General features: G+C 59.6%; 20 protein-coding genes. 7 read left to right on the top strand and 13 right to left on the bottom strand.

Annotated features, from left to right (window positions below; translation table 11 throughout):
* Window positions 1-17 precede the first annotated feature (17 nt).
* Both KO490_RS14850 and KO490_RS14845 read right to left on the bottom strand, forming a co-directional pair.
* On the bottom strand, window positions 18-1,202 hold the full coding sequence (locus KO490_RS14850; protein WP_216020210.1) for a glycosyltransferase: 1,185 nt from the start codon (window positions 1,200-1,202) through the stop codon (window positions 18-20).
* The gene (locus tag KO490_RS14845; protein WP_216020209.1) at window positions 1,202-2,407 is read right to left on the bottom strand and encodes a glycosyltransferase; all 1,206 of its coding nucleotides are present in this window, start codon (window positions 2,405-2,407) and stop codon (window positions 1,202-1,204) included. Before KO490_RS14845 ends, KO490_RS14850 begins: the two co-directional genes overlap by 1 nt.
* A 195-nt stretch (window positions 2,408-2,602) precedes the next feature.
* Here KO490_RS14845 and KO490_RS14840 point away from each other — a divergent pair, with 195 nt between their 5' ends.
* Complete coding sequence (locus tag KO490_RS14840; protein WP_216020208.1) at window positions 2,603-3,676, top strand: glycosyltransferase family 2 protein; 1,074 nt, start codon at window positions 2,603-2,605, stop codon at window positions 3,674-3,676.
* A 10-nt stretch (window positions 3,677-3,686) separates the two neighbouring features.
* Here the strand turns inward: KO490_RS14840 and KO490_RS14835 are convergent, their stop codons facing one another.
* From KO490_RS14835 to KO490_RS14820, 4 genes are all read right to left on the bottom strand, one after another.
* Window positions 3,687-4,754 (bottom strand): glycosyltransferase family 4 protein, encoded by a 1,068-nt coding sequence (locus KO490_RS14835; RefSeq protein WP_216020207.1) that lies wholly within the window; start codon window positions 4,752-4,754, stop codon window positions 3,687-3,689.
* Window positions 4,755-4,777: 23 nt separating this feature from the next.
* Window positions 4,778-5,362 (bottom strand): serine O-acetyltransferase, encoded by a 585-nt coding sequence (locus KO490_RS16605; RefSeq protein WP_303463253.1) that lies wholly within the window; start codon window positions 5,360-5,362, stop codon window positions 4,778-4,780.
* Window positions 5,359-6,354 carry a glycosyltransferase gene (locus KO490_RS14825; RefSeq protein WP_216020206.1) on the bottom strand — a complete coding sequence of 332 codons (996 nt, stop codon included), beginning with the start codon at window positions 6,352-6,354 and terminating at the stop codon, window positions 5,359-5,361. Before KO490_RS14825 ends, KO490_RS16605 begins: the two co-directional genes overlap by 4 nt.
* A gap of 74 nt (window positions 6,355-6,428) precedes the next feature.
* Complete coding sequence (locus KO490_RS14820) at window positions 6,429-7,427, bottom strand: replication initiator protein A (RefSeq protein ID WP_216020237.1); 999 nt, start codon at window positions 7,425-7,427, stop codon at window positions 6,429-6,431.
* Window positions 7,428-7,910: 483 nt separating this feature from the next.
* Here KO490_RS14820 and KO490_RS14815 point away from each other — a divergent pair, with 483 nt between their 5' ends.
* The 5 genes from KO490_RS14815 (at window position 7,911) to KO490_RS14795 (ending at window position 13,170) form a co-directional block, all read left to right on the top strand.
* The gene (locus tag KO490_RS14815; protein WP_216020205.1) at window positions 7,911-9,287 is read left to right on the top strand and encodes an AAA family ATPase; all 1,377 of its coding nucleotides are present in this window, start codon (window positions 7,911-7,913) and stop codon (window positions 9,285-9,287) included.
* Window positions 9,288-9,323: 36 nt separating this feature from the next.
* Window positions 9,324-10,304 (top strand): ParB N-terminal domain-containing protein, encoded by a 981-nt coding sequence (locus tag KO490_RS14810; protein ID WP_216020204.1) that lies wholly within the window; start codon window positions 9,324-9,326, stop codon window positions 10,302-10,304.
* 120 nt (window positions 10,305-10,424) lie between these two features.
* Window positions 10,425-11,549, top strand: coding sequence for a glycosyltransferase 61 family protein (locus KO490_RS14805; RefSeq protein WP_252727222.1), 1,125 nt, complete (start codon window positions 10,425-10,427; stop codon window positions 11,547-11,549).
* Window positions 11,549-12,196 carry a sulfotransferase family 2 domain-containing protein gene (locus KO490_RS14800; protein ID WP_216020202.1) on the top strand — a complete coding sequence of 216 codons (648 nt, stop codon included), beginning with the start codon at window positions 11,549-11,551 and terminating at the stop codon, window positions 12,194-12,196. The genes KO490_RS14805 and KO490_RS14800 overlap by 1 nt, the downstream gene beginning before the upstream one ends.
* Window positions 12,197-12,342: 146 nt before the next feature.
* Window positions 12,343-13,170, top strand: coding sequence for a sulfotransferase family 2 domain-containing protein (locus KO490_RS14795; RefSeq protein ID WP_216020201.1), 828 nt, complete (start codon window positions 12,343-12,345; stop codon window positions 13,168-13,170).
* 9 nt (window positions 13,171-13,179) lie between these two features.
* On the opposite strand, the gene KO490_RS14790 is transcribed toward KO490_RS14795, so the two are convergent.
* Window positions 13,180-14,220, bottom strand: a complete 1,041-nt coding sequence (locus KO490_RS14790; RefSeq protein WP_216020200.1) for an acyltransferase family protein — start codon at window positions 14,218-14,220, stop codon at window positions 13,180-13,182.
* Window positions 14,221-14,381: 161 nt separating this feature from the next.
* Complete coding sequence (locus tag KO490_RS14785) at window positions 14,382-15,911, bottom strand: tetratricopeptide repeat protein (protein ID WP_216020199.1); 1,530 nt, start codon at window positions 15,909-15,911, stop codon at window positions 14,382-14,384.
* Window positions 15,912-16,279: 368 nt separating this feature from the next.
* On the opposite strand from KO490_RS14785, the gene KO490_RS14780 reads away from it, so the two are divergent.
* A complete protein-coding gene (locus tag KO490_RS14780) occupies window positions 16,280-17,347 on the top strand; it encodes a VPLPA-CTERM sorting domain-containing protein (protein WP_216020198.1) in 1,068 nt (355 codons plus the stop codon).
* A gap of 200 nt (window positions 17,348-17,547) precedes the next feature.
* Here KO490_RS14780 and KO490_RS14775 read toward each other — a convergent pair whose 3' ends face one another.
* The 5 genes from KO490_RS14775 to KO490_RS14755 all read right to left on the bottom strand — a co-directional run.
* The gene (locus KO490_RS14775; RefSeq protein ID WP_216020197.1) at window positions 17,548-17,733 is read right to left on the bottom strand and encodes a hypothetical protein; all 186 of its coding nucleotides are present in this window, start codon (window positions 17,731-17,733) and stop codon (window positions 17,548-17,550) included.
* Between the two features lie 1,383 nt (window positions 17,734-19,116).
* A complete protein-coding gene (locus KO490_RS14770) occupies window positions 19,117-20,112 on the bottom strand; it encodes a hypothetical protein (RefSeq protein ID WP_216020196.1) in 996 nt (331 codons plus the stop codon).
* An 85-nt stretch (window positions 20,113-20,197) separates the two neighbouring features.
* Window positions 20,198-21,187 (bottom strand): hypothetical protein, encoded by a 990-nt coding sequence (locus tag KO490_RS14765; protein WP_216020195.1) that lies wholly within the window; start codon window positions 21,185-21,187, stop codon window positions 20,198-20,200.
* A gap of 239 nt (window positions 21,188-21,426) precedes the next feature.
* The gene (locus tag KO490_RS14760; RefSeq protein WP_216020194.1) at window positions 21,427-22,527 is read right to left on the bottom strand and encodes a polysaccharide pyruvyl transferase family protein; all 1,101 of its coding nucleotides are present in this window, start codon (window positions 22,525-22,527) and stop codon (window positions 21,427-21,429) included.
* Between the two features lie 1,334 nt (window positions 22,528-23,861).
* On the bottom strand, window positions 23,862-24,045 hold a 184-nt coding region (locus KO490_RS14755; protein WP_216020193.1), incomplete at its 5' end, for an ATP-binding protein.

Here is a 24,045-nt window from a genome sequence, read left to right as displayed (position 1 = left end):
CCTTCACATATAAACTGTCACCGTTGAAAGATGCGTTTAACCAGTTTCTGGGCATTTGCCCGATGATCGAACAGGCGCAGGGCGGTGTGTCGGGCGGCCCGCCCCATATCGGCCGCGGCATCGCGATCCGCGATCAGAAGGGCCAGGCGATCCGCGATCGCGGTCACATCCTCCTGGTCCACGAGGAAACCGTCCACCCCGTCGGTGATCATGTCGGGCGTGCCCCCGATGCGCGAACAGATGACCGGCAACCCGCAGGCCATGCCCTCCATCACGGTGACGGGGGCGGCTTCGCCCTGGCGGACAGAGGTCAGGGCAAGCGCGTCGCTGCCCTGCATCAGCTCGAGCACCCTGCCCTCGTCCAGGCTGCCCATCATCTCGACCTGGTCCTGCAGGCCAAGATCCGCGATCTCTTGCAGGATGCTGGCCTTTTCGGGGCCATCGCCGGCGATGCGGTAATGCAGGGCGATGCCCCGATCCCGCAATTGCGCCATGGCACGCAGGAAGAAACGGTGCCCCTTGTTGTGGTTCAGCCGCGCGACCGTCGCGACGGTGAAAACCTCGTTTTCAGGGGGCGCGGGATCGGCGGCGTCGAAGCGGCCGCAATCGACCCCCATCATGATGACGGGGGCATCCGTCATGGGGCTGATCTGGCGGATCTGTTCGGCCAAGGGCACCGTCACGGCCGAGACGAATGTTGCATGTCGCATCTTGGAGGCATGGTTCTTCCCATAGACTGAAAGATCGCCATGCAGGGTGAGGCTGAATGACAGATCGCCCAGAATGAACGCCAATGCCCCCAGATGGGCTGCATCCGCGCAGGAATGAATATGCACATGATCGACCCCGTTTCGTCGGGCATCCCTTGCCAGTTCGCAGGCGGATGGCAGAAGCGCAACGATCCTTGCACGATCGCGAATGCCGATTCCGGACAGCTGCCGGATATAGGCCAGTGCCCTGCCCAGGCGGCGGGGACTGATCGACAGATCCCCGACCGCCCCGAGGCTGGGCGGAAAGAGATAGCGCGTCCGCGAAACGGCTTCCCCTGCAAAGGCATGCGGGCAGGAACCCGACCCGGGACGACGTGTCGAGTAGATGCGGACCGAATGCCCCATCTCCTCGATGGCGCGCAATTCGCGCCAGAAGAAGGCATGTGTCTGTCCCGGGAACTCGGGGACGAGGTAGCCGAGCTTCTGAGGCATCAGGTTGCTCCGGAAAAAAGAAGGGCCAGTCTTGCAGCTTCGGTTTCGATGTCGAACTCGGCCTGGACCTTGATACGTCCCTCCTGCCCCATGGCAGGGATGCTGTCGGGCGCGGTCAGGACATCCAGAACCGCCTGTGCGAATGCATCGACATCGCCCGGCGGAACGATGCGTCCCGAAACGCCGTCCTCGACCAGTTCGGGAATGCCCGCGATCCGCGTCGTCACGACGGGACGCCCGGCGGCCATCGCCTCCATCAGGACGACGGGCACCCCTTCGGCAAAGGATGGCAGGACGAACAGCGCCGACCCGGCAAGGATCTCGGCCACCTCGTCCTGGCTGCGATATCCGGTGAACCGGATGCGGTCGGACAGCCCGAGCTGCCGGGTCATCGCCTCGAGGCGGGCACGGTCGGGTCCATCGCCCACCAGTGTCAGATGTGCGTCGGGGCAGCTTTCGCGAATGCGGGTCATCGCCTCGATCAGGATGGGCACGCCCTTGGCCGCGGCAAGGCGGCCGACGAACAGCATCCCCTGCCCTTCCGGCGGCCCTGCAAGATATCGGTCGGGTTCGACCCCGCAATGGACGATATGCAACCTGGACCAATGTTCGTGCGGGCTGACCAGCATCGCCTGCGACCGGCAGTAATGAGAGATGCAGGCCACGAAGCGCGCATCCGCGATCTTGTCGGACAAGCGCCATGTCTTCGGATCGGTGAAATCGGCCGGCCCGTGCAGCGTGAAGCTGAAGGGAATATCCGCAAGCCGCGCGGCCAGAAGGGCCACCGTGCAGCTGGCCTGGGCGAAATGGGCGTGCAGATGGGTCACGCCCCTGTCCTGCAGATGCCGCGCCAGAACCACCGCCTCGAGGAAATAGAACAGCTGATAGAGCGCGGCCCGCAGCCCCGGCCCCCGCATCCCCCATGCCTTGCGCAGCACCCCGAAATAGCGGCGCGGATCGCGCAATGCCTGCAGCTGGGCCCTCAGCATACCGGCAGGGCGCATGGCCTCGGGCAGCACGTTGAAGGTGGTTTCGGCCTCGGACCGTTCGGCCGGGCCACGGTGATGTTCGGGACCGGTGCGACGGATGGAGCAGGTAAGGATTTCCAGACCGCGCGCCCGCAAGGCGGCGATTTCCCGCAGAATGAAGGTATGGGATACGGCCGGATATTCACCGACAAGATAAGCAATGCGCAACGAGGCCACCGGTTAGAACAGAATTTTAACCATTTAACCCGATCTGCGCCCTCAAGACCATGACGCTTGGCCGCACATGTCCGGCACCTGCCCATGGCGGGGGCAGTACCATATTTGCAGGTTCGCCACCTCCGGCTTTTCTGCTAAGCGTCAGAGAGGTGCCCCGATCCAGGGCACGCAGGCCCTTGATATCACGGAGCTCACATGACCACCTGGTCGCTGATCGTGCCCACCTACAACCGGCGCGACGTGCTGCTGCGGGTGCTGCCCCTGGCATTCGGTCAGACCACCCCGCCCCGACAGGTCGTCATCGCGGATTCCTCGGACGATTGGCAGGACACCCGCGCGGCGGTGATGGATCTGGCGACGGGCTGGCCCGATATCCGCATCGATTATCTGCACGCGACCGAACGTTCCTCGGCCACGCAGCGCAACCTGGCCTGCAGACATGCCACCGGCGACATCGTGGTCATGATCGACGATGACAGCTTCCTCTATCCCGATTACGTCGAACGCCTGCTCGAGGTTTATGCGGCCGACAGGACCGGGCAGGTCGTGGGCGTGAACGGGATCAACGTTCCCATCATGCCCGATACCGGGACGAAGGCCGCTACGGGCCTGGCCCGCAAGGCGCCCCCGTCCAGAGGCGTCGGCAATCTGCGCCAGCGGGTGATGCGCTGGCGGGTGGGCCGCTGGTTCAGCCGCGAGATCCTGTTCCAGGACATGCATTCGCTGTTCCTGAAATACGAGGGTCCGCGCGATACCGCGGTCCCCCCCGAAATGGCCGGGTTGGACCTGGCGGGCATGACCTTCATGTCGGGACACGGTCTCAGCGTTCGCCGAGAGATCGCGCTGGCCGAACCGCTGGATACATCGCTTCGCTACTATGCCGCGCTGGAAGATCTGGATGCGACCTACAGATACGGACGCCACGGGAAACTGCTGCGCGCCAACACCGCACGGCTGCACCATTTCGAGGTCGCGGGCGGGCGCATCAAGCGCAAGACCGCGACCCTGTTCCAGCTGCTGAACACGCTCGTCTTCATCAAGCGCCACGCGGCGGACCCGAAGGCGATGCTGCCCACCTATCGCCGGATGCTGCGCCGCCGCCTTCTGGGCGAGACGATCAAGGACGGCCTGTCGCGCAGATGGGACTTTCCCCAGGCTTGCGGCGTTCTTCTGGCGATGCGTCACTGGCGTGAATTATGGCGCGTGCCGACCGATCAGCTGGACGACTGGTATCCGGAATTCCAGCGCCGCCTGCTGGACGAGATCTGAGGGCGGGCCTTCAGGCCAGCTGCGTCAGCTCGGCCTCGAATGCCCGCGCCGCAATGCCGAGCGAATGCGACTGCGCCGTTTCGAATGCGGCGGCTGAACGATCGGCCCAGGCCGCGTCCGGCTCGTCCAGGATGCGCAATGCGGCCTGCGCAAATTCCTGTGGAACGAAGCTTGCGATTTCACCATTCCTGCCGTCGATCAGATCCGGCGCGGCACCGGCAGGCGTGGCAAGGATCGGCGTGCGGCTGGCCGCAGCCTCGAGCAGCGGCAGGCCGTAACCTTCGCTGCGCGACACGAACAGCCACAGATCGCAGCTGCGATAGATCTGGGGAATGCGGTCCTGGGACGGTTTGCGTTCGTAACGGATCGCCGCGGATGCCGCTGCGGGACGCGCTTCGGCCCCGAAGCAGAGGCATTCGATATCGGGGCGTCGCGCCTGAATGCGGCGCACGACATCCAGGGCCATGCCGCTGTTCTTGCGCGGGTGTTCGGCATACATGAAGCCCACCTTTGGCGGGCTGCTTTTCGCACGGCTGGGGGTCGCGAAGTGATCCAGATCCACCCCGTTCATCACCACCCGGCTGTCGCGTCCGAATTCCTGCACAAGCCTGCGCTGCAACCAGGGGGCCACCACGATCTTCGGGATGTCCAGCCCATAGACCGCCCTGACGCGCCGGCTGAATTCCGGATAGAAATCTTCGTAATCCTGAACGAAATGCACGTGACGCCCCTTCGCGGGCGGCAACGTGTTCGCCCATTCCGCCGTCGTCCACCAGGTCGAGACGATGATATCGGCATCCGGGACATCGCCCACGCGCAAAGGGCGGGTTTCCTCCAGGTGGTGGATCGGCACGTCCAGATCCGAGAAATGCCCGCGCGACGCGGCAAGCGGAGGTGCCAGCGGCCCCAGCCCCAGCCGCCCCAGCAGGCGACGTCGCGGCCCGGGCATGTGGCGGGGCCTGCGGACGACAAGGCGAACCTCGTGCCCCTGATCCAGCAGGTGGCGGGCATATTGCGCAACCACGCGCAGACCCCCGGACCGATTGCCCAGTTCGGGAAGTGCAAAGCTGATCTTCATATCCGAGGCAGTTTCATTTCCGGTTATCCGATACGCCGCGCGGGAACGCCGCCCATGACGGCCCCTGGTTCGACATCGCGGCGCACGACCGCATTGGCGCCGATGACGGCATCCTCGCCGATCAGCACGGAACCCAGAATGACGGCCCCTGCCCCGATCTCGACCCGGTCGCCGATCACCGGGCGATCCTGCAGGGCATCCAGCCGCGCGATGCCGAAGGTCGTGTTCTGCCGGATCGTGACATCGTCGCCGATCCATTGCGCGACCAGGATCATGCCCCCGAAATGTTCCAGCCGGACGCGACGGCCGACCCGCACGGTATAGGGCAGGTAGATCCCCGTCGAACGCGATGCCCACCGGAACATGATCCGGTACAGCAGCGTCATCGGCATCCGCGCCGGCTTGGGCAGTCCGATCCGCCAGTTTCCGAACCGGTGCCAGAAAAGCACCCAGAACCCTTCCGAGAACCAGTCGCGCCCATGGGTGCGGTAATCCTCGGCTATGAGGGCGCGCAGGCTCAGCCCTTCGGGGTTGGCATTGCGATCGCCGCGTCCGGGCGCGAAGCGCGGATCATCGGCCGCGCGGACCTGCCAGTCCACCATGTTCATCTGCGCGGCCCGAACAGCAGGGGCGACATCACCTGCCGGGGAAAATCGCGAAAGAACCCCTTGGGCGCGCGCAGGTCCTGCCCCCGCAGCTTCGCGATGGGAACGTTCAGCGCGGCACCCGCCATCCAGCCCAGGCCCGCCAGGATCGCCCCGCGACGCCCCGAGGTCTTCAGGTGGTAATGCCGCCAGGAATCGTACCAGTAGGCAGGCTTGGGCTTGCGGACCGCCTGGTTGCTTTTCACGTCGGTGGCCGCGCCTTCGGCATGCAGCACCCGCGCCCCAGGCACATAGAGGATCTGGTGACCCGCCGCCCGGATGCGCGACATCAGTTCGACCTCTTCGTAATAGAGGAAGAAGTCCGGATCGAAGCCCCCCAGGTCGCGAAGGACCGACAGGCGGAACATCACCGCAGCCCCCGCGACCCAATCGACCGGGCCTTCGGGCTGGTCGGGCGGCAGGGGCACCATGCGGTCGCGGAAGATCCGGGACACGGGGCCGAAATTCATGGCCTGCGCGAATTCGCTGCCCGCCGAGGGGAAGCGGAACGCGGCCGTCACCGGCTGACCCGAGGGCAGGGCGATGCCCGCACCTGCCGCTGCCACATGGGGCAGGGCGTCCAGCCGATCCGCCAGGATGGCGATCGCCTCGTTCTGGAGGGCCGCGTCCGGGTTCAGCAGAAAGACATAGTCCGGCGCGTCGACCCGTGCCAGCAGCGCGTCGATGACGACGTTGTTGCCGCGACCGAAGCCGTGATTGACGGTCTCGGGCCACAGACGCACCCGGTCGCCCCAGCCCGCCTCGGCGTGCCGCGCGGCCAGGCGGGCCGCATCATCCCCGGGCGAGGCATTGTCCACGACATGGACCTCGATCCCCCGGCCCGCATGATCGTGCGACAGGACGCTTTCGACACCGTTCATGGTCAGCTCGGCAGTGCCGTAATTGACGATGACGACCGCGATGCGCGTGTCCGGGGATGTGCTTGGCTGGGTCATGTGCGATTCAAATTCCGGTTTCGCCGCTTCTTATCGCGAATGGGGCAGGCTGGCACGGATGAAATACATAAGTTTTAATCGCGACGCGTCCGCACCCATCCAAGAAAGGCCCGGTCGGGACTGCGCAGCTGCTTGCGTCCGCTAAGCGCCCACCAGCTGCGCCATTCCGCCTCGAGCACGTGGACATCGTCGCCGGGGCGCAGGACGCGTGCCTCGTCCAGGGTCTCGGGGCGCAGATGCGGCCCGTCGCCCGGCTCGACGATCGCCGCGCGCGAGGTGATGCGCAGGATGTCGCCCGGTTCCTCGGACATGAGATAATCCGGCAAGCGGTTCTCGCGGATCATCTCGCGCAGCATGGATCTGAAGACGCGGATCGGACTGCAGGACCCGGTCTTCTTGGCCAGGGTCGCGACCGAGACGTTCCATTCCGCCTGGCGTCCGCAATGCTTGCGCGCCAATTCGTAGATCCGCCGCTCGAGCGGTTTTCGCATGCGAAAATAATCGCGGCTGAGGGTCAGGACCGATCGCGACAGCACGGCCTGGAACAGCCACTCGGACAGGGTGACGGTGACCGATGCCATCCGCCCGCCACGGACCTTGCGGACGATCTCCCAGCTTTCGATCAGACCGAAGCCGGAGGTGATCTCGTCGTCGCCCGTCACGATATTGGTGGTGATGCGCGTTCCGGCGAGGCGTTCGAACGCCTCGCGCAGGCGCTTGTAGCCATCGCCCGATGTTTCGCGGTTGGTGGCCTGCAGAAGATCATGCGCCGTCAGTGTCAGGCGCCGCGACACGGGGCGGCCGACATTCAGCGCCGCCATCAGCTGGCTGATGCAGAAGATCAGGATGTCGGCGTCGAAGATCGTCGCGCGACCCTTCACGCTCGGGGTCACGGTCAGGGTCGTGCCGTTATGTTCGTAGGTGATGACGCGCCGGTCCGGCCGCGTCGAAAGCGAGAAGATCGGATGCTCCATCGAGGCCAGGTCATGCTTGGGAACCGCCGCGAAGAAATCGCAGACGAAGAAATCCTGCATGACAAGCGTCGGCGTCTCATCATCCGTTCCGCCACCCATCCCGGTACGAGATGCGGCCATCTGTTCCGTCCTGTCTCCGCCATGGCGGCCTGCTCGAAGATCGCGTCCGGCTCTTTTCCGCGGGGGCGGCCGGATTCGTCGTTTCATTGACGCCATCCTAAGAAGGCAGGGCAGGGGAAGTCCAGAAAGGAGGACAGGGGGCAAGGACAAGTTCGGGGGTTCGGAATCGCTTTGGCGTGGGATCGGATTCGGATTATCGTGGGATCGGATTCAGCAGGCCATGCGGCCAAACCGCGAAAACTCATTCATTCCAATCGCTTGAAGGGCATGAAACCGTGAAGGGGCTGTGCCTAACTGACTAATAACAAGATATAACTGGATTGCTGCGGCAGGATTGCCACAATGCGCATGAACCAGCCCTTGCTTTTGCTAAGAAAACCAGTGCCAAGCATCGAAATATCTCGCATGTTCGCAAATTAGCGATATGATGCAGAAAACAGAGTACATGGGCATGGCGAGAGCATGAGCAGCGCGGAACTTCCCCCCTATTTCAACATATCCCCCGACCGTGCCCTGGGGCAGCTGGGCGACCCGACGGGCACGCAGGGGCTGGCGCAAATCTCGGAAAACTATCGCCGCGGCAGGCAGGATCTGGTGGGGCGGGGCCTCGAGGAAGGCGGCCAGAGACAGCTGCGCCCCTTCTCGACCTGGGAGATCACGAAATACCTGATCCCCGTCGCGCCCCAGCATTTCCGCCGGGTCCTGCGTCAGAACCCGGACCTTCCCCAGGGGCGGTCCGAGACCGAAAGCGGTGCGAAATGGTTCTCGCTGGACGAGGTGCTTCGCCTGCGTGCCTTCTTCGCGGCCGAAGGATCCAAGACGAAGGAATATCTTCCCTATCGCCCCAAGGACGTGCCGGCCAAGATCGTGGCCGTCGCGAACTTCAAGGGCGGTGTCGGCAAGACGAGCACCTGCGCCCATCTGGCCATGTCGGCCGCCCTGGACGGATACCGGGTCCTGATGATCGACCTCGACAGCCAGGGGTCGCTGACCTCGATCTTCGGGGCCCAGGTCGAGGATGAATGGGAGACGGTCTTCCCGCTGCTGGCCCGCCACTATGCCGAGACCCTGCGCCAGGACAATCAGCGCCGGATCGACCGGGGCGAGGCGCCGGTCGCGCTGGACGACAGCCTGTCCGAGGCGTTGAAGATCAAGGCGCCCGAACTGATCAAGAAGACCCATTGGCCCAATATCGACATCATCGGGGCGCAGCTGAACCTCTACTGGGCCGAGTTCCAGATCCCGGTCTGGCGCATGGCATCGCGCGGATGGAAGTTGTGGGATGCCCTGACCGAGACCCTGGCCGATGACGGCATCCTGGACCAGTACGACCTGATCTTCCTCGATACGCCCCCCGCGCTCGGCTATCTGACCATCAACGGGCTGGCGGCTGCCGATATCGTGCTGGTGCCGTTCGGGGCAAGCTTCCTCGAATTCGACTCGACCGGGCGCTTCTTCGACATGCTTCACTCCACCTTCTCATCGATCGAGGAAAGCGAGAACATCGCCGCGCGCGCCCTGGGCCGAGAAGAGCTGCATTTCGAATGGGACGCGATCCGCGCCGTCGTCACCAGATACGATGCCAGCCAGCAGGCCGAGATGGCCGCACTGATCCAGTCCTATCTGGGCAATACCCTGTCGCCGCACCGGCAGGATTTCACCGCGCTGATCGGGCAGGCGGGTGAACAGGTCCATGGCATCTACGAGGCGGATTACCGCGACTTCAACCGAGAGACCTATGTCCGGGGTCGCGAGACCTTCGACCGGACCTATGCCGCATTCAAGTCGCTGCTTCTGGGCATATGGCGGCGCGACGAGCTGGAGGCGAAGAAGCCATGAATGTTTCGCATGCGAAAATGAGGGGAGGGCGCTGAGATGGCCAAGCGCAAACGGCTGACGACCTTCGGCCTGGCGGATGAACCGGGCGCGACGCTTCCCAATGCCGCGACGGGCGTGCCGCCGGTGGCGCGGATCGCGGCGGATGCCGCCACGCAATCCGCGCTCGAGGATCTGGCGCAGGAATTGCGGCAGGCGCGGGAAGGGGGGCGCATGGTGGTCGAGCTTCCGCTGGACCGTGTCGATGCCCAGCACCTGACCCGCGACCGGATGGATTTCGACCCCGAGGACATGGCCGCCCTGATGGCCAGCATCCGCGATCGCGGACAGCAGACCCCCATCGAGGTCGTGGCCCTGGAGGGCGGGCGCCATGGCCTGATCTCGGGTGCCCGCCGCCTGACGGCCATGCGGCGCATCCATGAGGAAACGGGGGATGACCGCTTCGCGTCGATCAAGGCGCTGCTGCGGCCGGCGGCGACCGCGGCCGACACCTATCTGGCCATGGTCGAGGAAAACGAGATCCGTTCGGATCTGTCCTTCTATGAACGCGCGCGCCTGGCACATGAGGCGGCCCGACTGGGGGTGTTCGAAAACCCGCAGGCCGCGGTCAGATCGCTCTTCGTTCATGTCTCGGCTTCGAAGCGGTCCAAGATCCTGAACTTCGTCATGCTCCACGAGGCGCTCGGGCATGTGCTGCGTTTCCCCGAAGCGATCCCCGAGAAGCTGGGCCTGCCCTTGGTCAAGGCGCTGAACGCCTCGCCGGATTTCGCCGGGCGGGTGGTGGCAATCCTGCAGGACGCCGCCCCCGAAACCGCCGCCCGCGAACGAGAGCTGCTGGACGGCGCCTTGCGGGATCTCGACCGGCCCAAGGGCAAGGCCAAGCCTGCAACGGCCAGGATCGACCATCAGCTGGGGCAGGGGCTGCGCCTCAGCGGCAAGGTCGGCGCGATCACGCTGTCCGGCGATCGTGTGACCGAGGAACTTGTCGATGCGCTTCGCGAATGGCTGGAAAGGCAGTAGGCCCGGGGGCGACCTCAAGGCCGGGGGCTGCCGCCGGTTCCCTTGCCCGAAGATCCCGCGTCATCGCAGCGTGATATCCTAGGCCCTACGAACCAGAAATGAGCGAGTTGGCGCGTGTCCATGCCCATAGATCCGAAACAGGTGGTAAGCACGCCGGATGCATTCTCGCTTGCGGTGGATCGTGTGGATCGTCGCCTGTGCCGGTTCGGGCTCTATGACGGAAACGGTGTTCCCATCCCCCATGGGGATGTCGTCGGCGATACCTTCGTCTCTCGTATTCACGAAGGACCGCTGCAGCCGGCACCTTCGGCAGAAAGGATCGAAGGGCCCGTGCTGTTTGCCGGCGGTGCGGACAAGCAGTTCGGGTTCTTTCTGACATCGGGCCTGGGGCGGTTATGGGCACTTGATCATCTGCCGGCCGAAACGAAGCTGTTCTACGCCACGCGCCCGCAGAAGCAGCAGCCCGGATACGGCTTCATCCCGCAGGTTCTTTCATCCCTGGGCATCCGGAACGAGGTTGTTCTTTCGGATCGCCCCTTGCGGTTCGACATGCTTCATACCGCGTCCGAGATCTTCGGAGAGCGTTGGGGCGGCACGGGGCGGCCCGAGTTCTACGATTGGCTCGATGAACGCTGGCAGCCGAGCGGGGCCGTCGATCCGGATGACAGGCTCTATGTGACCCGGTCCGGGATGGAGGGGATCTACGGGCGTTTCGCCTGCGAGGATCACCTGGAGGAACTGCTGAGCGAACAGGGCTACGAGATCTTCGCCCCCGAGAAGTATTCCATTTCCGAACAGGTCGCACGTTATCAGCGCGCGGGCAGGCTGATCTTCTCCGAAGGTTCCGCATTGCATCTTTTCGGCCTGGTGAAGCGCCCGGGCCAGATGTTCGCGACCATCCAGAGGCGCGCTGCGCTGCCGGACCTGATGCTTCGCCAACTTGCGGATCGCCGAGGAGGGGCGCTGGTGGCGATCGATGTCATAGACGACATCCTCTATCCGCCGCGTCGGGGGGCGCATCTTGCCCTGTCCGTTCTGGATTTCGAGCGTCTTGGACGCAGATTGCTGGACGAGGGTTTCATAGGTTCCACGGCATCGTGGGAAGGACCCGACGATGCGCGATTGACCGCGTCCAGACAAAGCGGGCTTGCCGAAGGGGAACGGCTTCTGACCCGCGACGAATACAAGGCCATGTTGTCCCGGATCCGTGCAAGGCGGGCCCGGAAACAGTCGAGGAACGGGTAATGCCGGCTTATCTGATAGAGGGGCAGGTGGTCTATTTCAGCCATATCCCCAAATGCGGGGGGACCAGCGTGGAAACGGCATTGCGGGCCGCAGGCCCCGAGATCCTCAACGACCGGAGGTTCCTGGCCGAAGACCATCACCCGACATCCTGTTCCGCGCAGCATTTCCATGCCGCATTGGTGGACCGGCTGTGCGATCGGGCCTTCTTCTCGTACCGTTTCGCTGTCGTTCGCGACCCCGTGGCACGGATGATCAGCGAATTTCGTCACCGCATGGATATCCGGCCGCGATCACGTGCCCGGACGATGGCCGGGATCGAAGGCGAGGAGCCCGAGGATTTCGACGATTGGGTGACATTCGCCTTCGAGGGTTATGCGCGATCTCGCTACATATTCGACAACCATGTGCGCCCGCAGTCCGAATTCGTGACGGAAGACACGGAGATCTTTCGGCTCGAAGACGGCATGGAGAAGGTCTTCGCGCGGCTGAGCGCGGTTCTGGGGCAGACCGTGATTGCCCCTGCAATCCGCAAGCAGGTGTCCACGAAGCGCGCGGTCTTGCCATCGACGGCCACATTGTCGCGCATCCACGATTTCTATGCCAGCGATTACGGGATGCTGGCCTATGACAAGGCATCATGGGGCTGAGCGGACGCCGGTCTGCGGCACATGTGAAGCAGGGCCGCCCTGCAGGACACTTGTGCCGGATGCCGCAATCCCTGAAACGGATATGTAGGCATGGAGATCGCCGGATCGCGGCTCGTGCATTTCAACGAACAAGGCAGGACCTTTCGATGATCATCAGCCAGCGGCACGAATTCGTCTTCGTCCATATCCCGAAATGCGCAGGCACCTCGGTTCGGACACAGCTTGTCAAATGCGATCCCGACCATGTCGCGATGGCCGAGGTGGGCGAGCATCCCGTACTTGGCAAGATCGATTTCGGGCATGTCCCGCTGTCGAAGCTGCGCGCGCATTTCCCCGAAAATTACGATGCGCTCGAAAGATTCACCTCTTATGCGGTGGTGCGCGATCCGCTTGCGCGTTTCGGTTCGTCGCTGCGTCAGATGCTCTGGCGCTACAGCAACCGGCCGATGACGCTGATCCCGCCCGAGGAGCTGCGCGAACTGACGCTGAAGATGCTGGACGACATCGCGGCCGAGCTGGACGATCCCTCGAACCAGTTCATCTTCTTCGCAAGGCAGCGGGACTTCATCTATGACGGCGATCGCCGCATGGTGGACCACCTGATCCCAATGGAATTGGTCCCCGATTTCATCGCGCATGTCAGCCGCATCACGGATACGCCGATGGAGGCCGCCACCCGCAGCAACCAGAATGTCGAACTGCGCTTCAAGCGGTTCGGGGGAATGGCTTACCGTGTGAACGACGTGCTTCGACGGTCCTTGCCCCTGGACATGCATGCGAAGATCAAGGACGGCGCCCTGCGCCTGCTTTCGGCCAAGAAGAGCGCCGCCGAAGCCAGCGGCATTCTGGAGATGGACGAGGTCCGCGACTTCGTCCGCACCCATTACGCCGAGGATGCGCGCATCCATCACGAGGTGAAGGCCGACACGGACAGATTGCGCGCCGCGCTGCAGGCGGACAGCCTGACCGCATAGCCCGGGGGTTCAGGGGGTGCCGTATCCACGTGTCATCCCCTGCGGGGACGCGGCGGTCACGCGCTTCTTGTGGCGCAGCCCCAGGAACAGGAATGCAGTCAGGGGGTGCTTCTTCAGCATGCGTCCCAAGGCTGCGGGGCCCAGAAGGCCCGCGGCCAGGGCCAGGCAGAACAGGATGACGATCGGCATTCCCGGCAGGACGAGATGCATGGCCGTGATCGTTCCCGCAGTGAAGAAGACGTGGAGGAGATAGATCGCGTATGACTGGCGTCCCAGCCACGCCATTCCGGCATGTCGGGGTGCGGCTAGAAAGATCATGACGCAGAACACCAGCCCCAGGATGATCGAGACCATCCGCCGGGCCTGGGGTGCGAAGGATATCTGTTCCCATCCGATCATGAGCCCGGTCGCGATGGTCGCCAGAAGCACGGCACATATCATGCCCCGCTGCCGGGGCGAGGGTTTCCATGCGGGCATGAAGGAGACCAGGAATCCCGTCGCGAAGAAGGGTGCAAGCCTGAAGGCGTTGTTCGCCGACATGATGTTGTGTTCAAACCGGAAGGTCGAGACATAGAGCCCCGCCCCCGCCAGCCCGATGATCGTCGCCACCAGTCTGTTCCGCCCCCCCGTGATCACCGATCCCAGTATGAACAGCGACATGATCAGGAAGGTGGACTGCAGGAACCAGAAATGGGCGAATGGCAGGATCAGGATCTGGGGCAGGGACGGTTGAGCATAACCCATGGCATCCCGTGCCAGCCAGAACAGCGTTCCGACGCTTGCCATGGGCAGAAGCAGCCTGCGCGCCTTCGACATGATGCGCGGCAGCGCGGCCCCGGCCTGCAGGTGAAAGACCAGGCCCGACAGGAAGCTGAAAAGAGGCATCCGCAGATCGACAAGCCCCAGGTTGATCCGAGAGAGCCAATGCGTGCCCGGCAGTTCCAGTCCCGTGCCGGGGCTGCTGCCCACGACGTGGAACGCGACAAGCCCGATGCAGGCAATTGCACGAAGCGTGTCTATCCGGTCGCTTCTGCCGCGATCTGGAAGCATGGTCGAAATCCACCGCTGAAACTGAAACCGACTGAAAACGAGATCCACATGACCGTCCGTCATAGCCTAGCATGACAAGGCGATGAATGCGTATCGTGAAATTCCGTCAGATCATCGGGGCGGCGGGATATGACCTACGGGCCCCCTTACTGCAGACGCCCCTACTGCAGACGGGCGCGCGCGTCCCCGGCATAGGTGAAGTCGGGTTCCAGCATCAGGGCCTCTTGCAGCAGGGACCGGCCTTCTTCGGGCATGCCCTGTGCCAGCCTGACGACGCCCAGGCGATAGGCGGGCAGGGCGGCTGACGGTTCCCTGTCGCGCAACGTCTCGAAGGTGCGGGCGGCGCGGTCCGTCTGTCCCGCATGCAACTGCGCAAGGCCCAGGGTATCCTGCAAGGTCGGCACGTCCGGCGCGAGGGCGACGGCGCGCTCGGACAGGGCCAATGCCTCTTCCGGGGCGTCCTCGGCCAGAAGGCTGGCCAGGTTGTTCAGCACCAGCCAGTTCCGCGCATCCTCTTCCAAGATTTTGCGATAGATCGACACGGCCTTGGCGGGATCACCCGTTCGTTCAAGCAGAGAGGCAAGGCGGATCCGGTCCTCGGTCGTGGCGTCGGGCAGTTCGGCAATGATGCGGGCATGTTCCAATGCGGGGGCAAGATGCCCCAGACGCGATGCCGCAAGGCTTGCCGCGCGCAGAAGGGCAGGGTTCCCGGGGGCCAATGCCAGACCTTCGTCGAAGGCCGCAAGGGCGCGGTCATATCGACCCATGGCCCCGAGCAGGCGGCCATGTTCCAGAAGCAGCGCGGGATCGTCGGGGAAATGCTGCCGGGCCTCGGACAGCGTGGCATCGGCCTTGGCCGGGTCCTGATCGGCCACGGCAAGCCTGGCCCGCGCCAGGAACGGGCGGGTGCTTTCCGCGCGTGCGATCAGCCTGTCGAACAGCGCCGCCCCCTCATCCGTCTTGCCCAGCCCGACCTTGGCCCGGGCAAGATAGTCCAGCACACGCGAGGGGGCATCCTCGGGGTTGGCGATATCTTCCAGAAGGGTTTCGACCCGGGCGGGTTCCTTCATCAGAAGATGCAGCCGCGCAGCCTGAAGCCGGGGGGCAAGGTGATCGACATCCGTTTCCGCGATGGCCCGTTCGTAATGTTCCAGGGCGCCAGCACGATCGCCGCGGCTTTCCAGAAGGGCTGCCAGCCTTTCATGGGCATCGTGGTTCGTCGGATCGACCCTGATCGCCTGTTCCCAAGCTTTGCCGGCCTCATCGTGGCGGTCAAGCGACAACAGCAGATCGCCCTTGACCACGAGGGGGGCGGCATTCCTGCGATAGAGCGCGGCCGCGCGGTCCATGGCCTCGACCGCTTCCTCCCGCCGGTCGAGATTGGCCAGGGACATGCCCAGCAGGTACCAGCCTTCGGGGGCATCCCCGGCGGTCTGCGTCAGGGCACGGGCCTGCCGTTCGGATGCCGTGAAATCATCCGCCAGAAAGGATTGCATCGCCCCCAGAAAGGCTTGCCTGTCCGCGCCCTGCAAACCGGGTCCCGCATCTGGTGGGGTCATGTCGGCGGGGCCCGTGATCATCCGGGGCGCCACAAGATCTTCGAGTTCGAAGGTGCGGGCCAAGGATGGATGGCCACCTGTCACGACCAGAACCATCAGGATGGTTCCATATCCGGGGAAGCGACGTTTCATACGGGCCACTCCTATCTGGTTCGATAAATTTATATCCGATCCAATTTTGCGTCAATATATTAATCCTGAATGATTTTCCAAATACCAAGACACATTACCGCAGGTTGAATATATCGCGCTAAAATCGCGATATTAATTACCGACTTAATTATCGCAAATTTTTCTGTTTATGTGTTAATATTCCTTATCGTGATTCCTCGCGTATCTTATGTGCATTTTTTTCTACGAGGATATGACGCTTGGCGGCCTAAATGTACGATCTAAATGATGCGCAATTCTTGGAAGTGCGAGCAGCGATCAGGCGGTGCCTGTCATCGAAATGGAAACTGCATTTCAGGAGAGTAAGAATGTCTTTCAGAATTGGCATCTTGAGCGTCTTGACGCTCGGATTCTTTGCGGGGGGGGCGCTGGCCGACAGCATCTCGCCCGACAGCTACTCGGCCGATCTGGCCGTGGGGGAAAGCGTCACGATTTCCAAGACCGTGACGGTATCCGCCGGGAAACCATCGGATGCGCTGATCGACGCGTATTTCCTGATCGACACGTCCGGGTCGATGGGGGGCGCAATCAACGCGGCCAAATCCGCAGCCGAGGATATCTTCTCGACCATCGCAAGCGAGTTCGGCACCGGTGTGGCAGGCGGGGTGGGGGTCTTTGCCGAAGCGGCAGAGCTTCCGACGATCATCGCGCCGCCGGGCAGCGTTCTCAACCAGGACATCACGACCAATACGGCCACCGTGGTCGATGCCATCGACGACGTGACCCTCGGCTCGCCGGATGGAGGAGGGGATTTCCCCGAATCCGCGAATACCGCCATCGAGCTCGTGGCCGAGAATGCATCCTGGCGCGAGGGTTCGAACCGCTTCATCTTCGCCTTCTCGGACGCATCTTCGAAGGGGTCTCCCGATGCCGATGTAATCGCGGCATTGGCGGCCAACAATATCGACCTGATCTCGCTCGATTTCGGGGGTGAGTCCTTCACCACCGACATGGAGGAACTTGGCGCGATCGCCTTCGCAAGCAGCGCCACCCCGGGGGCGATCGTGGATGACGTCACCGCGGGCATCATCGCGGGCTTTGCCGAATACAGCAGCGTGACGGTCGGTGACCTTGGCGGCGGCGATCCCCTGATCGACGTGTCCACGGTCTGCACCGGTGCCAATACAGGCGCGTGTTCGGGCAGCTCGGCGATGGGGGATTACGACCGGTCGGTCGATCGCGAATTCACCTTCGACGTGACCTTCACACGCCTTGCCGACGGAGATGCCGCTTTCGACACCTTCGCCCTGGTGGATGGCGGCGTCATCGGCACCGAGGCCGACTACTTCCCCGGCGTCGATGTGGCTCCTGTGCCGCTGCCGGCCGCAGGCTGGATGCTGATCGCGGGTCTCGGAGGAATGGGGGCGATCGGTCGCCGCCGCCGCCGGAACAGTTGAGTTCGCATGACGGCGCGTTTTGAAAATTGTGAGATGTCCGGGCCGAAGTTGCCCGGGCACCATGCGATATGGTTCCGACGCGGGAATGGGTCGAGCAAGGCCCTTGGCGGTGTTTCTGGATGGCCTGCAGGGCGTTGTGTGCCGGGAAGCGCCAAGACCGCAACTCCCGTCCAGGTGTCGCTTGGGAGAAGTTCAGAAACTTAGAGCTTTGGGCGCTCGCGCTGCCGCCTCTTCTCTCGTTCCTGGTTGTCCCTGTCGACATGCCACTTGATGGCGAAAAACATCCCGATGCCCAGCACGATCAGCTTGAAGGGCAGGAAAATCAGCGGGAAGAAATCCGACCAGTGCTCCATTCGTTCCGCCTGTCCTTGCAGCTGTACCTCCATGGCGAGCTATAGCATCCCTTCGGGCAGGGCCAGCGACGAAGCTGGCACAGAATGCCGCAGGCCTGCGTGGACCGAAAAGGGCTTGGTTTCGGCTGCACCAGCAATGCGAACGACCCCTACGGAGGGGCGGAGCTACAACACACTCGTCCGTCCTTAGTGGCGTTTTGCAACACATGCGTCCGGCCCTATTAGCGGTGTAGTCGAGGACCGTATTTCGTCCGCACCTTGGTTTAGAGGCTTTTGATCTCCCATCGCGTGTACTTATTCCGCGATTTCTCGCTTCCAGAAGACGAGGGGCATTTCCTGCTGCAGTTTGCCGCGCGCCGGGGCTGAAATTGCGTTTCCTCCGGCCTGAAACGCGAAACCCCCGCCAGAATGGCGGGGGTCTGCGGGGCATGAAGCGGAAGGCGCTAGGCGTCTCAGCCCTTATTGGCGCTCGAGAAATCGACCGGATCGCTGTTCGCGGGAACTTCGTTGGCGGAGTTATGCCCCGGGCCGACAGATCGGCGCGCTCGAGGTCCTTCTTCTGCAGGATGTCGCTACGCTACAGGAACGACTGCACCGGGGCCTTGTCGACGGAGCACAGGCTCCGGTCCATGCCGCATGAGAGAGGCACTCCAGCCTGTCCGGTCGCACCAAGACAGAACGGCGGACTAGGTCTTGCCGGCTCTCTTAGGAGAGACTGGTTGAGAAATAGCCGTAGCTCGAATTGTCCACCTCGCCTGCCGGAGGCGCTGATTTTCGTGATGATAAATAGGTCGGTAACATGAGGCCGGCCTGCCCCAGCTCGTGGCTGGTCAGCACCCTGCTCGCAGTAGTCTCGATCGTGGCAACCGGCTAAGCGCTGCGGGCCTTGGTACCGATCGGCGCCTTGCTGCTAGCCCGGGCAAAATCGACAACACCGGCGGCATAAGCAAAAATCATCATGGCGGCTTTTCCGGTCCGAGGGGCGGCCCGTCTCGATGAGCAGGAGATATTTCCTTCTACCCTGCCAATCAGGCATCGCTTAAGGGTTTCAGCATTGGGTCTCGGTAAACGATCCACGGTAGGTCGAGAGGGGGGAGCGCAGTGAATGGATTAGGGGCTCTGAAAAAAGCGAAAAACAGATCCGGCGTGAAGGAACACGGATTAAGTAATTCCGATCCGGTTTTCAGAGTGGGTGTGGTGTCCAGGGCAACGAGATTGCACTGACACCAACCAGCTCGCAGATGCGATGTGAGCCAGACTAGTTTAGCCATGTGCTTTGCAGACTAAAGCGTCCTGCTTTTCTCATATCTTCGGGCCTGCGCCTTAAGTAGCTATTTTTCCTATATACATTCATCTGGCTTTGATGAACACATCTGCGCAGGTGAGTTTTATAAAAAATCTCCGGGCTCTAACTAATCATGACATCTTAGCATACAAGACTCCTCTCAGTTTGTTAAGTAAATTTTCATCGTAAAAAATTAAATCACGAACATCCTGAACATCCTCGATATCCCCGATGTAAGGTTGAACGAATGAATTCTTTCTCGTAAGATCAATTCCATAAAATTCCTTAAGCCATTCGTTAGCAGGCGTCGGACCATCGATGCTCTCAGAAAACTCCGGACGCAACATTGGCTTTGTGTAAGAATCGGGATTCTTTAACTGCTCAGAAACGATTTTTTCGACAAAATCCTTCGTGTCGTTTGTAAATATGTTATTCTTTCCGGGGTGATACTTCCTCCGGTATTCTTGAAGCAAAATCATTCCCTCTGCACAAATGCTTCTATTTGATTCGTGAGGCAATTTTTTAAACTTGGATTTATCAATTCCATTATACAAGCAAAAATCTGATAGTATGTCCCCATCAACAAGGGATTCTTTGGAGAATTTTCTTATCTTAAGGGTTGCTGTGGACGACAGAGATTGAAGGCGTTCTAGTTTCAGCTTTGGGGGGCGGCAGATTTTATCACTAGCTTTCAAATGTTGTTGAGCCATCGAAACAAAATGTTCTGACGGCGTTCTTATATATGCAATTAGTTCTATTTCAAATTTGAAATTAGAGATATTTTCTATGAATTCTGGGATACGTTTAAGTCCGGGTGCGGAGAAAAAGAACTCACTTGACAATAGCAATGTTTTGCAGTCATTCAAAGCCGGATCATTAAGAGTTTTTTTCCAAAGCTCGACGGAATTCCTTCTGGCTACTTCATAATCGCTTCCAATAAATCTCACCATGGAGCGCTGCACGGTTTTTGAAAATGGTATAGTAAGCTCACCGTGGTTGTTGCCAAAATTAGGTTTCGGATAAAAAACCCCCTGACTTTTAAGGTTCTCTCTATTCTTAAGTAGGAACTTTTGTAAAGTGGTAGTCCCCGTTTTGGCTTGGCCAATATGTATTTTTATCTTTCGCATAAATCCTACAATCCATGATCGCCGCGGCTGCATATTTTTTATGTCAGCTTGTCATCACAAGCTATAAAAGAGGCTAAATTTAATTTTATTCCTTCATAACGCACACGCTTGAGATTGATAAAATGATATCATCTTCCATGCTATTATAACGTCCCGATTTTGTTCCAATGCTGTCAGTATTCACATCGTGTCCGCAAACTAGCCTACTGCCACGAAGGCCATTCGGAATTGCAATGAACATTTTTTGCAAACCATCGACTGATTTAGAATAGTAAAGTCCTGTTTTGAATACGCTATTACCTCTGACATCTTCCAGTGATACGGAGCAATATGTATTTTTAACGTTAACGAAATAGCCTATACATCTTCCTTCTGGAAATTCGATGTGTTGACCGTCCTTCACAAGTGAAAATACTTCTTCCATCACGCTGTTTTTTCTGCAATCCTTAGGAAAGAGTTCCCAATCTTTAGATTCATAAACTAGATACTCATTTTTATTAATGATATTGCAGGATGTTTTTTCTATTTCTCCTTTCGTAATTGCCTGACCTAATTCATGGCCAATATCGAAGCTGATCATCCTTAGGGGGTGAGCTGGGTGGTCCTCATAGCATGATTCTATATCCAAATTTTTTATTCTACATATTTCTTCTATTTTATCCCCGAAGTTTACGAAATGAGCTCCAACTTGACCTGACGCTTTTTTTCTTTCCAGGAGTGTGTTGGAATATGGGCCATATTCATCTCTCCTGGGAATTGCTACAACCACAAGGTTTGTTTGGGTAGCAATTAGCGACATTATATCACCAATAATCCCGTTGAAGTAGTCCTCCGAGAAAAAACGCTCCCCAGATTTAAGAGTTTTCCGAGCAAATACTTCGTCATTAGGCACGCTATCAAAGAAAACATAATCGAAGAAAGAAAAATCCTTATACAAATATGCAGAAAACTGAATTCCTGGTGATGCGCCAACTGACCAATTTTCGAATGTCGCCTGTGGCATTGCGTTCTTGAGGCCATCCACCCATCCTCCTCGAATTCTAGAATTGGAGGTTCCTAATATAAGTATTTTCATCTGCGCCCTATGACATTCTAATGAGGGGTAGTTTTCTTCGCTTGTTCACTTTCCCAAACATAAATTTTATTTATTTTGGAAGAAAAAGTGATTCTGGGTGCAATGCGTTTATCAGGTGGCTCCAGAATTTAGCTCTTGAACCGTTGCGTTTTTGAGATTTTCTTAAAAAATATTTGTTTTCGTGGTGCTTATTTTGGAGGTAACGTGGATAAGCTATGCGTTACCTCCTCCACGTCAGACTAGAAAAAATCTCGCCGTTTAGGTGACGGAACCTCTTTGGGTAAATTGCCTGCTATACCCGGGTTTTTTGTCAGGTATTCATTCCAGATGTTTTGGCTAAGCTTCTTCATGTAGTTTGCAGCATTTTCTTTGATGGGCTTAACGTTATTCCAAGGGGACTCCGGAATTCCTCTTTCTAGAATATTCATTAGATCATCGTTCATTGGGGAAACGGTAAGATCTTCGCACCCAATCGATTTCATGAATTCCTTGGCTTTGACCACCGGGTTGACACTAATCGTGGGAACACCGTACATCGCTGAGACGATAGTAGTATGAAGTTTCATACTTAGAACGAGTGAGCATTCTCCCAATGCTCTGCTGATCTCATTTAGATTTTCTGTATAGATGACTTCCTTTCCTTCATGGCGCAATAGTTTCGAGTTTTCAAAATCTTTAGCTCCATGTCCGCCAACACCTCCGATAATATGCCGAACTTTCCAGCCTTTTTTAGCTAGGTAAGCTGCAGCACGCTCCATAATACGGTACTCTTTCTCATGCTTAATGTGGCGCGTGGTTAAGCCGACAATAGGTGCTCCTTCTGGCTTAACCGCTTTTGGCAGAGGTAGTGCAAGAACCATATCAGGGTGATGAGAAACTTCTACTTTAGGCTGGATATGTTCTCGTATCCACGAGGCGGAACCAGGGTCGCGGTTCGAAATCGAGCGAATGTTTTCATCTGTCAGAAACCGAGCCCAACGCTCCAATACACTTGGCAAAATGTCTTGGCGATTGCGCTCGACGCCAATACCTGCAACATGAACAGGTCGTCTTAGATAGGATTTGTTGATGAAATCATGATCGATCTTCTCTCGGTATGGACAGAGAAGATCGCCCCCCCCGAGAACAATGGTATCCATCATATCCACGTATTCATTCTTCAACTTGGATAGATAGGTTTGCTTAGGCAAGCCGGACATCAAGAAAAGCTTGGCCCAAGGCGAGAACCAGTACTCATAGTTCTTTACATACAGCTCGTCGCCATAGTTTCCGCGGCCGAATGATCCCGCAATACCGATTTTCGGTCTTCTTGCATCGCTAGGGGGTACAACATTTGTCATAAGTCAGGTCTTTCGTCTTCTCGGCAAGCTGCGCGCACCTCCTAGGAGGTAGTCGAGTCTCGTTGGACAACTTTACGTCGAAGCCGTCAACATACGGACTAGCTGTTTTCAGGCCAAAGTTTGCGACCAGTCGAGCCTTCTCCTACTCCATGGCGGTGTGCATTGAATGCAAGCAGAGGCTGAAGCCATGCTTTGGCCGAGGCATGTCAGGGCAAGGTCGACCGCTTACGAAATCCTTCACCGCAATGCAGTGTTTGTACCAGCTGGCGCTGTTCACCAATCATGGATCGACGGATACTAGAGTTTTCCGGCTTGGTCATGGCGTCAGGCTGGCCGTATCTCCAGAATAATGCAGCACGGTCATATTGTTAGGTACAAGCCATGCTATTAGGCTTGCCCTCCGTGTAGAGCCTATGCCAGCTCCTTCTGAGCTACTCCACATCTCTTGGGCGGGATCTTGCGGAATTCGAGCTACTCGTTGCACCTGCTGATTGGGTTGCCACCTGATATCATTCCTCTGCCAACAGCCCCGCGCCGGTGGCTTGCCGTCGAGGGCTGAGTGCGGGCACTGAAGGGGGGAAGGTTACCCATTTCCGGATGCCCGACTGCGTCTCTGATCTGTTTTACTCGGCGTTGATGTCGACACGCTCGTATTTCAGGGTGCGCCACAGCCTCGTGAGGAAGATGTTGTCGAGGAGCCGGCCTTTCCTATCCATTGATATCCGCACGCGCGATCGGCGGAGCCGACCGGGCCAAGACAAAGGACGTGAACCGGGATCCTTATCGGTATTTACTATTTCAGGGCGTCCGAACCTGTGGATGGCGCTCGTTCAGCGCCGCGACGCAGAAGTCATTCGACCCTGTTCTTGAACCGGTGGCAAACACGGTCTCATTCCAGCGTGTTCGAGAGCCGCCAGGACAGAACCTTGCGGGTATGCTAGTCCATGATCGCCACGAGGCAGAGAAGTCCGCGCCGCATGGGAAGATAGGTGATGTCCGAACAACAGACATGGGTACCGGGCGTTCCACTTACAGACCTCTTGGCAGGTAGCGATAGGTATTGTGGTCCTTCGCTGGCCTGGTGGTGCTGGGCTTTTAGTGAATCGGCATCAATCCCACGAGGCGTATCAGTCACCGGATGCGCCTCTCGTTCAGCAGGTGGCCGTCGTTGCGCGTGTGCCAGGTTCTGTCGAGCGCCGAAGAGTGTCGATCAGCACGCAATCTTGACCCTCTATCGGCGTCCAAAAATGACACCCTTGAAGCGCACGGGTAGCTGGCCCGATGCGGTGTAGCCCCCATACAGCGCAGCCGTATCGGGCCAGCGTGGGTGTCGGTCATTCTCGGGTCTTGAAGCGCCAGCTCTCGTTGTCGGTTTCGACGATATCGCAGTGATGTGTGAGGCGGTCGAGCAGCGCTGTGGTTATCTTCGCGTCTCCGAAGACGGAAGGCCATTCGCCGAAGTCGAGATTGGTCGTCACGATGATCGTGGTGCGCTCGTAGTGAACCGCTCCGGGTTTG

The organism is Paracoccus sp. C2R09 (genome assembly GCF_018860625.1).
Lineage (GTDB): Bacteria > Pseudomonadota > Alphaproteobacteria > Rhodobacterales > Rhodobacteraceae > Paracoccus.
Note: the sequence above shows the minus strand (reverse complement) of the source record. Positions and strands in the feature narration are given on the sequence as shown.

Bases quoted from the DNA above. Each gene is read 5' to 3' on its own strand.
- KO490_RS14850 (WP_216020210.1), bottom strand. From the start codon at position 1,202: ATGCCTCAGAAGCTCGGCTACCTCGTCCCCGAGTTCCCGGGACAGACA.
- KO490_RS14795 (WP_216020201.1), top strand. From the start codon at position 12,343: ATGATCATCAGCCAGCGGCACGAATTCGTCTTCGTCCATATCCCGAAA.
- KO490_RS14810 (WP_216020204.1), top strand. From the start codon at position 9,324: ATGGCCAAGCGCAAACGGCTGACGACCTTCGGCCTGGCGGATGAACCG.
- KO490_RS14765 (WP_216020195.1), bottom strand. From the start codon at position 21,187: ATGAAAATACTTATATTAGGAACCTCCAATTCTAGAATTCGAGGAGGA.
- KO490_RS14800 (WP_216020202.1), top strand. From the start codon at position 11,549: ATGCCGGCTTATCTGATAGAGGGGCAGGTGGTCTATTTCAGCCATATC.
- KO490_RS14785 (WP_216020199.1), bottom strand. From the start codon at position 15,911: ATGAAACGTCGCTTCCCCGGATATGGAACCATCCTGATGGTTCTGGTC.
- KO490_RS14815 (WP_216020205.1), top strand. From the start codon at position 7,911: ATGAGCAGCGCGGAACTTCCCCCCTATTTCAACATATCCCCCGACCGT.
- KO490_RS14825 (WP_216020206.1), bottom strand. From the start codon at position 6,354: ATGACCCAGCCAAGCACATCCCCGGACACGCGCATCGCGGTCGTCATC.
- KO490_RS14805 (WP_252727222.1), top strand. From the start codon at position 10,425: ATGCCCATAGATCCGAAACAGGTGGTAAGCACGCCGGATGCATTCTCG.
- KO490_RS14770 (WP_216020196.1), bottom strand. From the start codon at position 20,112: ATGCGAAAGATAAAAATACATATTGGCCAAGCCAAAACGGGGACTACC.
- KO490_RS14820 (WP_216020237.1), bottom strand. From the start codon at position 7,427: ATGGGTGGCGGAACGGATGATGAGACGCCGACGCTTGTCATGCAGGAT.
- KO490_RS16605 (WP_303463253.1), bottom strand. From the start codon at position 5,362: ATGAACATGGTGGACTGGCAGGTCCGCGCGGCCGATGATCCGCGCTTC.
- KO490_RS14840 (WP_216020208.1), top strand. From the start codon at position 2,603: ATGACCACCTGGTCGCTGATCGTGCCCACCTACAACCGGCGCGACGTG.
- KO490_RS14760 (WP_216020194.1), bottom strand. From the start codon at position 22,527: ATGACAAATGTTGTACCCCCTAGCGATGCAAGAAGACCGAAAATCGGT.
- KO490_RS14835 (WP_216020207.1), bottom strand. From the start codon at position 4,754: ATGAAGATCAGCTTTGCACTTCCCGAACTGGGCAATCGGTCCGGGGGT.
- KO490_RS14775 (WP_216020197.1), bottom strand. From the start codon at position 17,733: ATGGAGGTACAGCTGCAAGGACAGGCGGAACGAATGGAGCACTGGTCG.
- KO490_RS14790 (WP_216020200.1), bottom strand. From the start codon at position 14,220: ATGCTTCCAGATCGCGGCAGAAGCGACCGGATAGACACGCTTCGTGCA.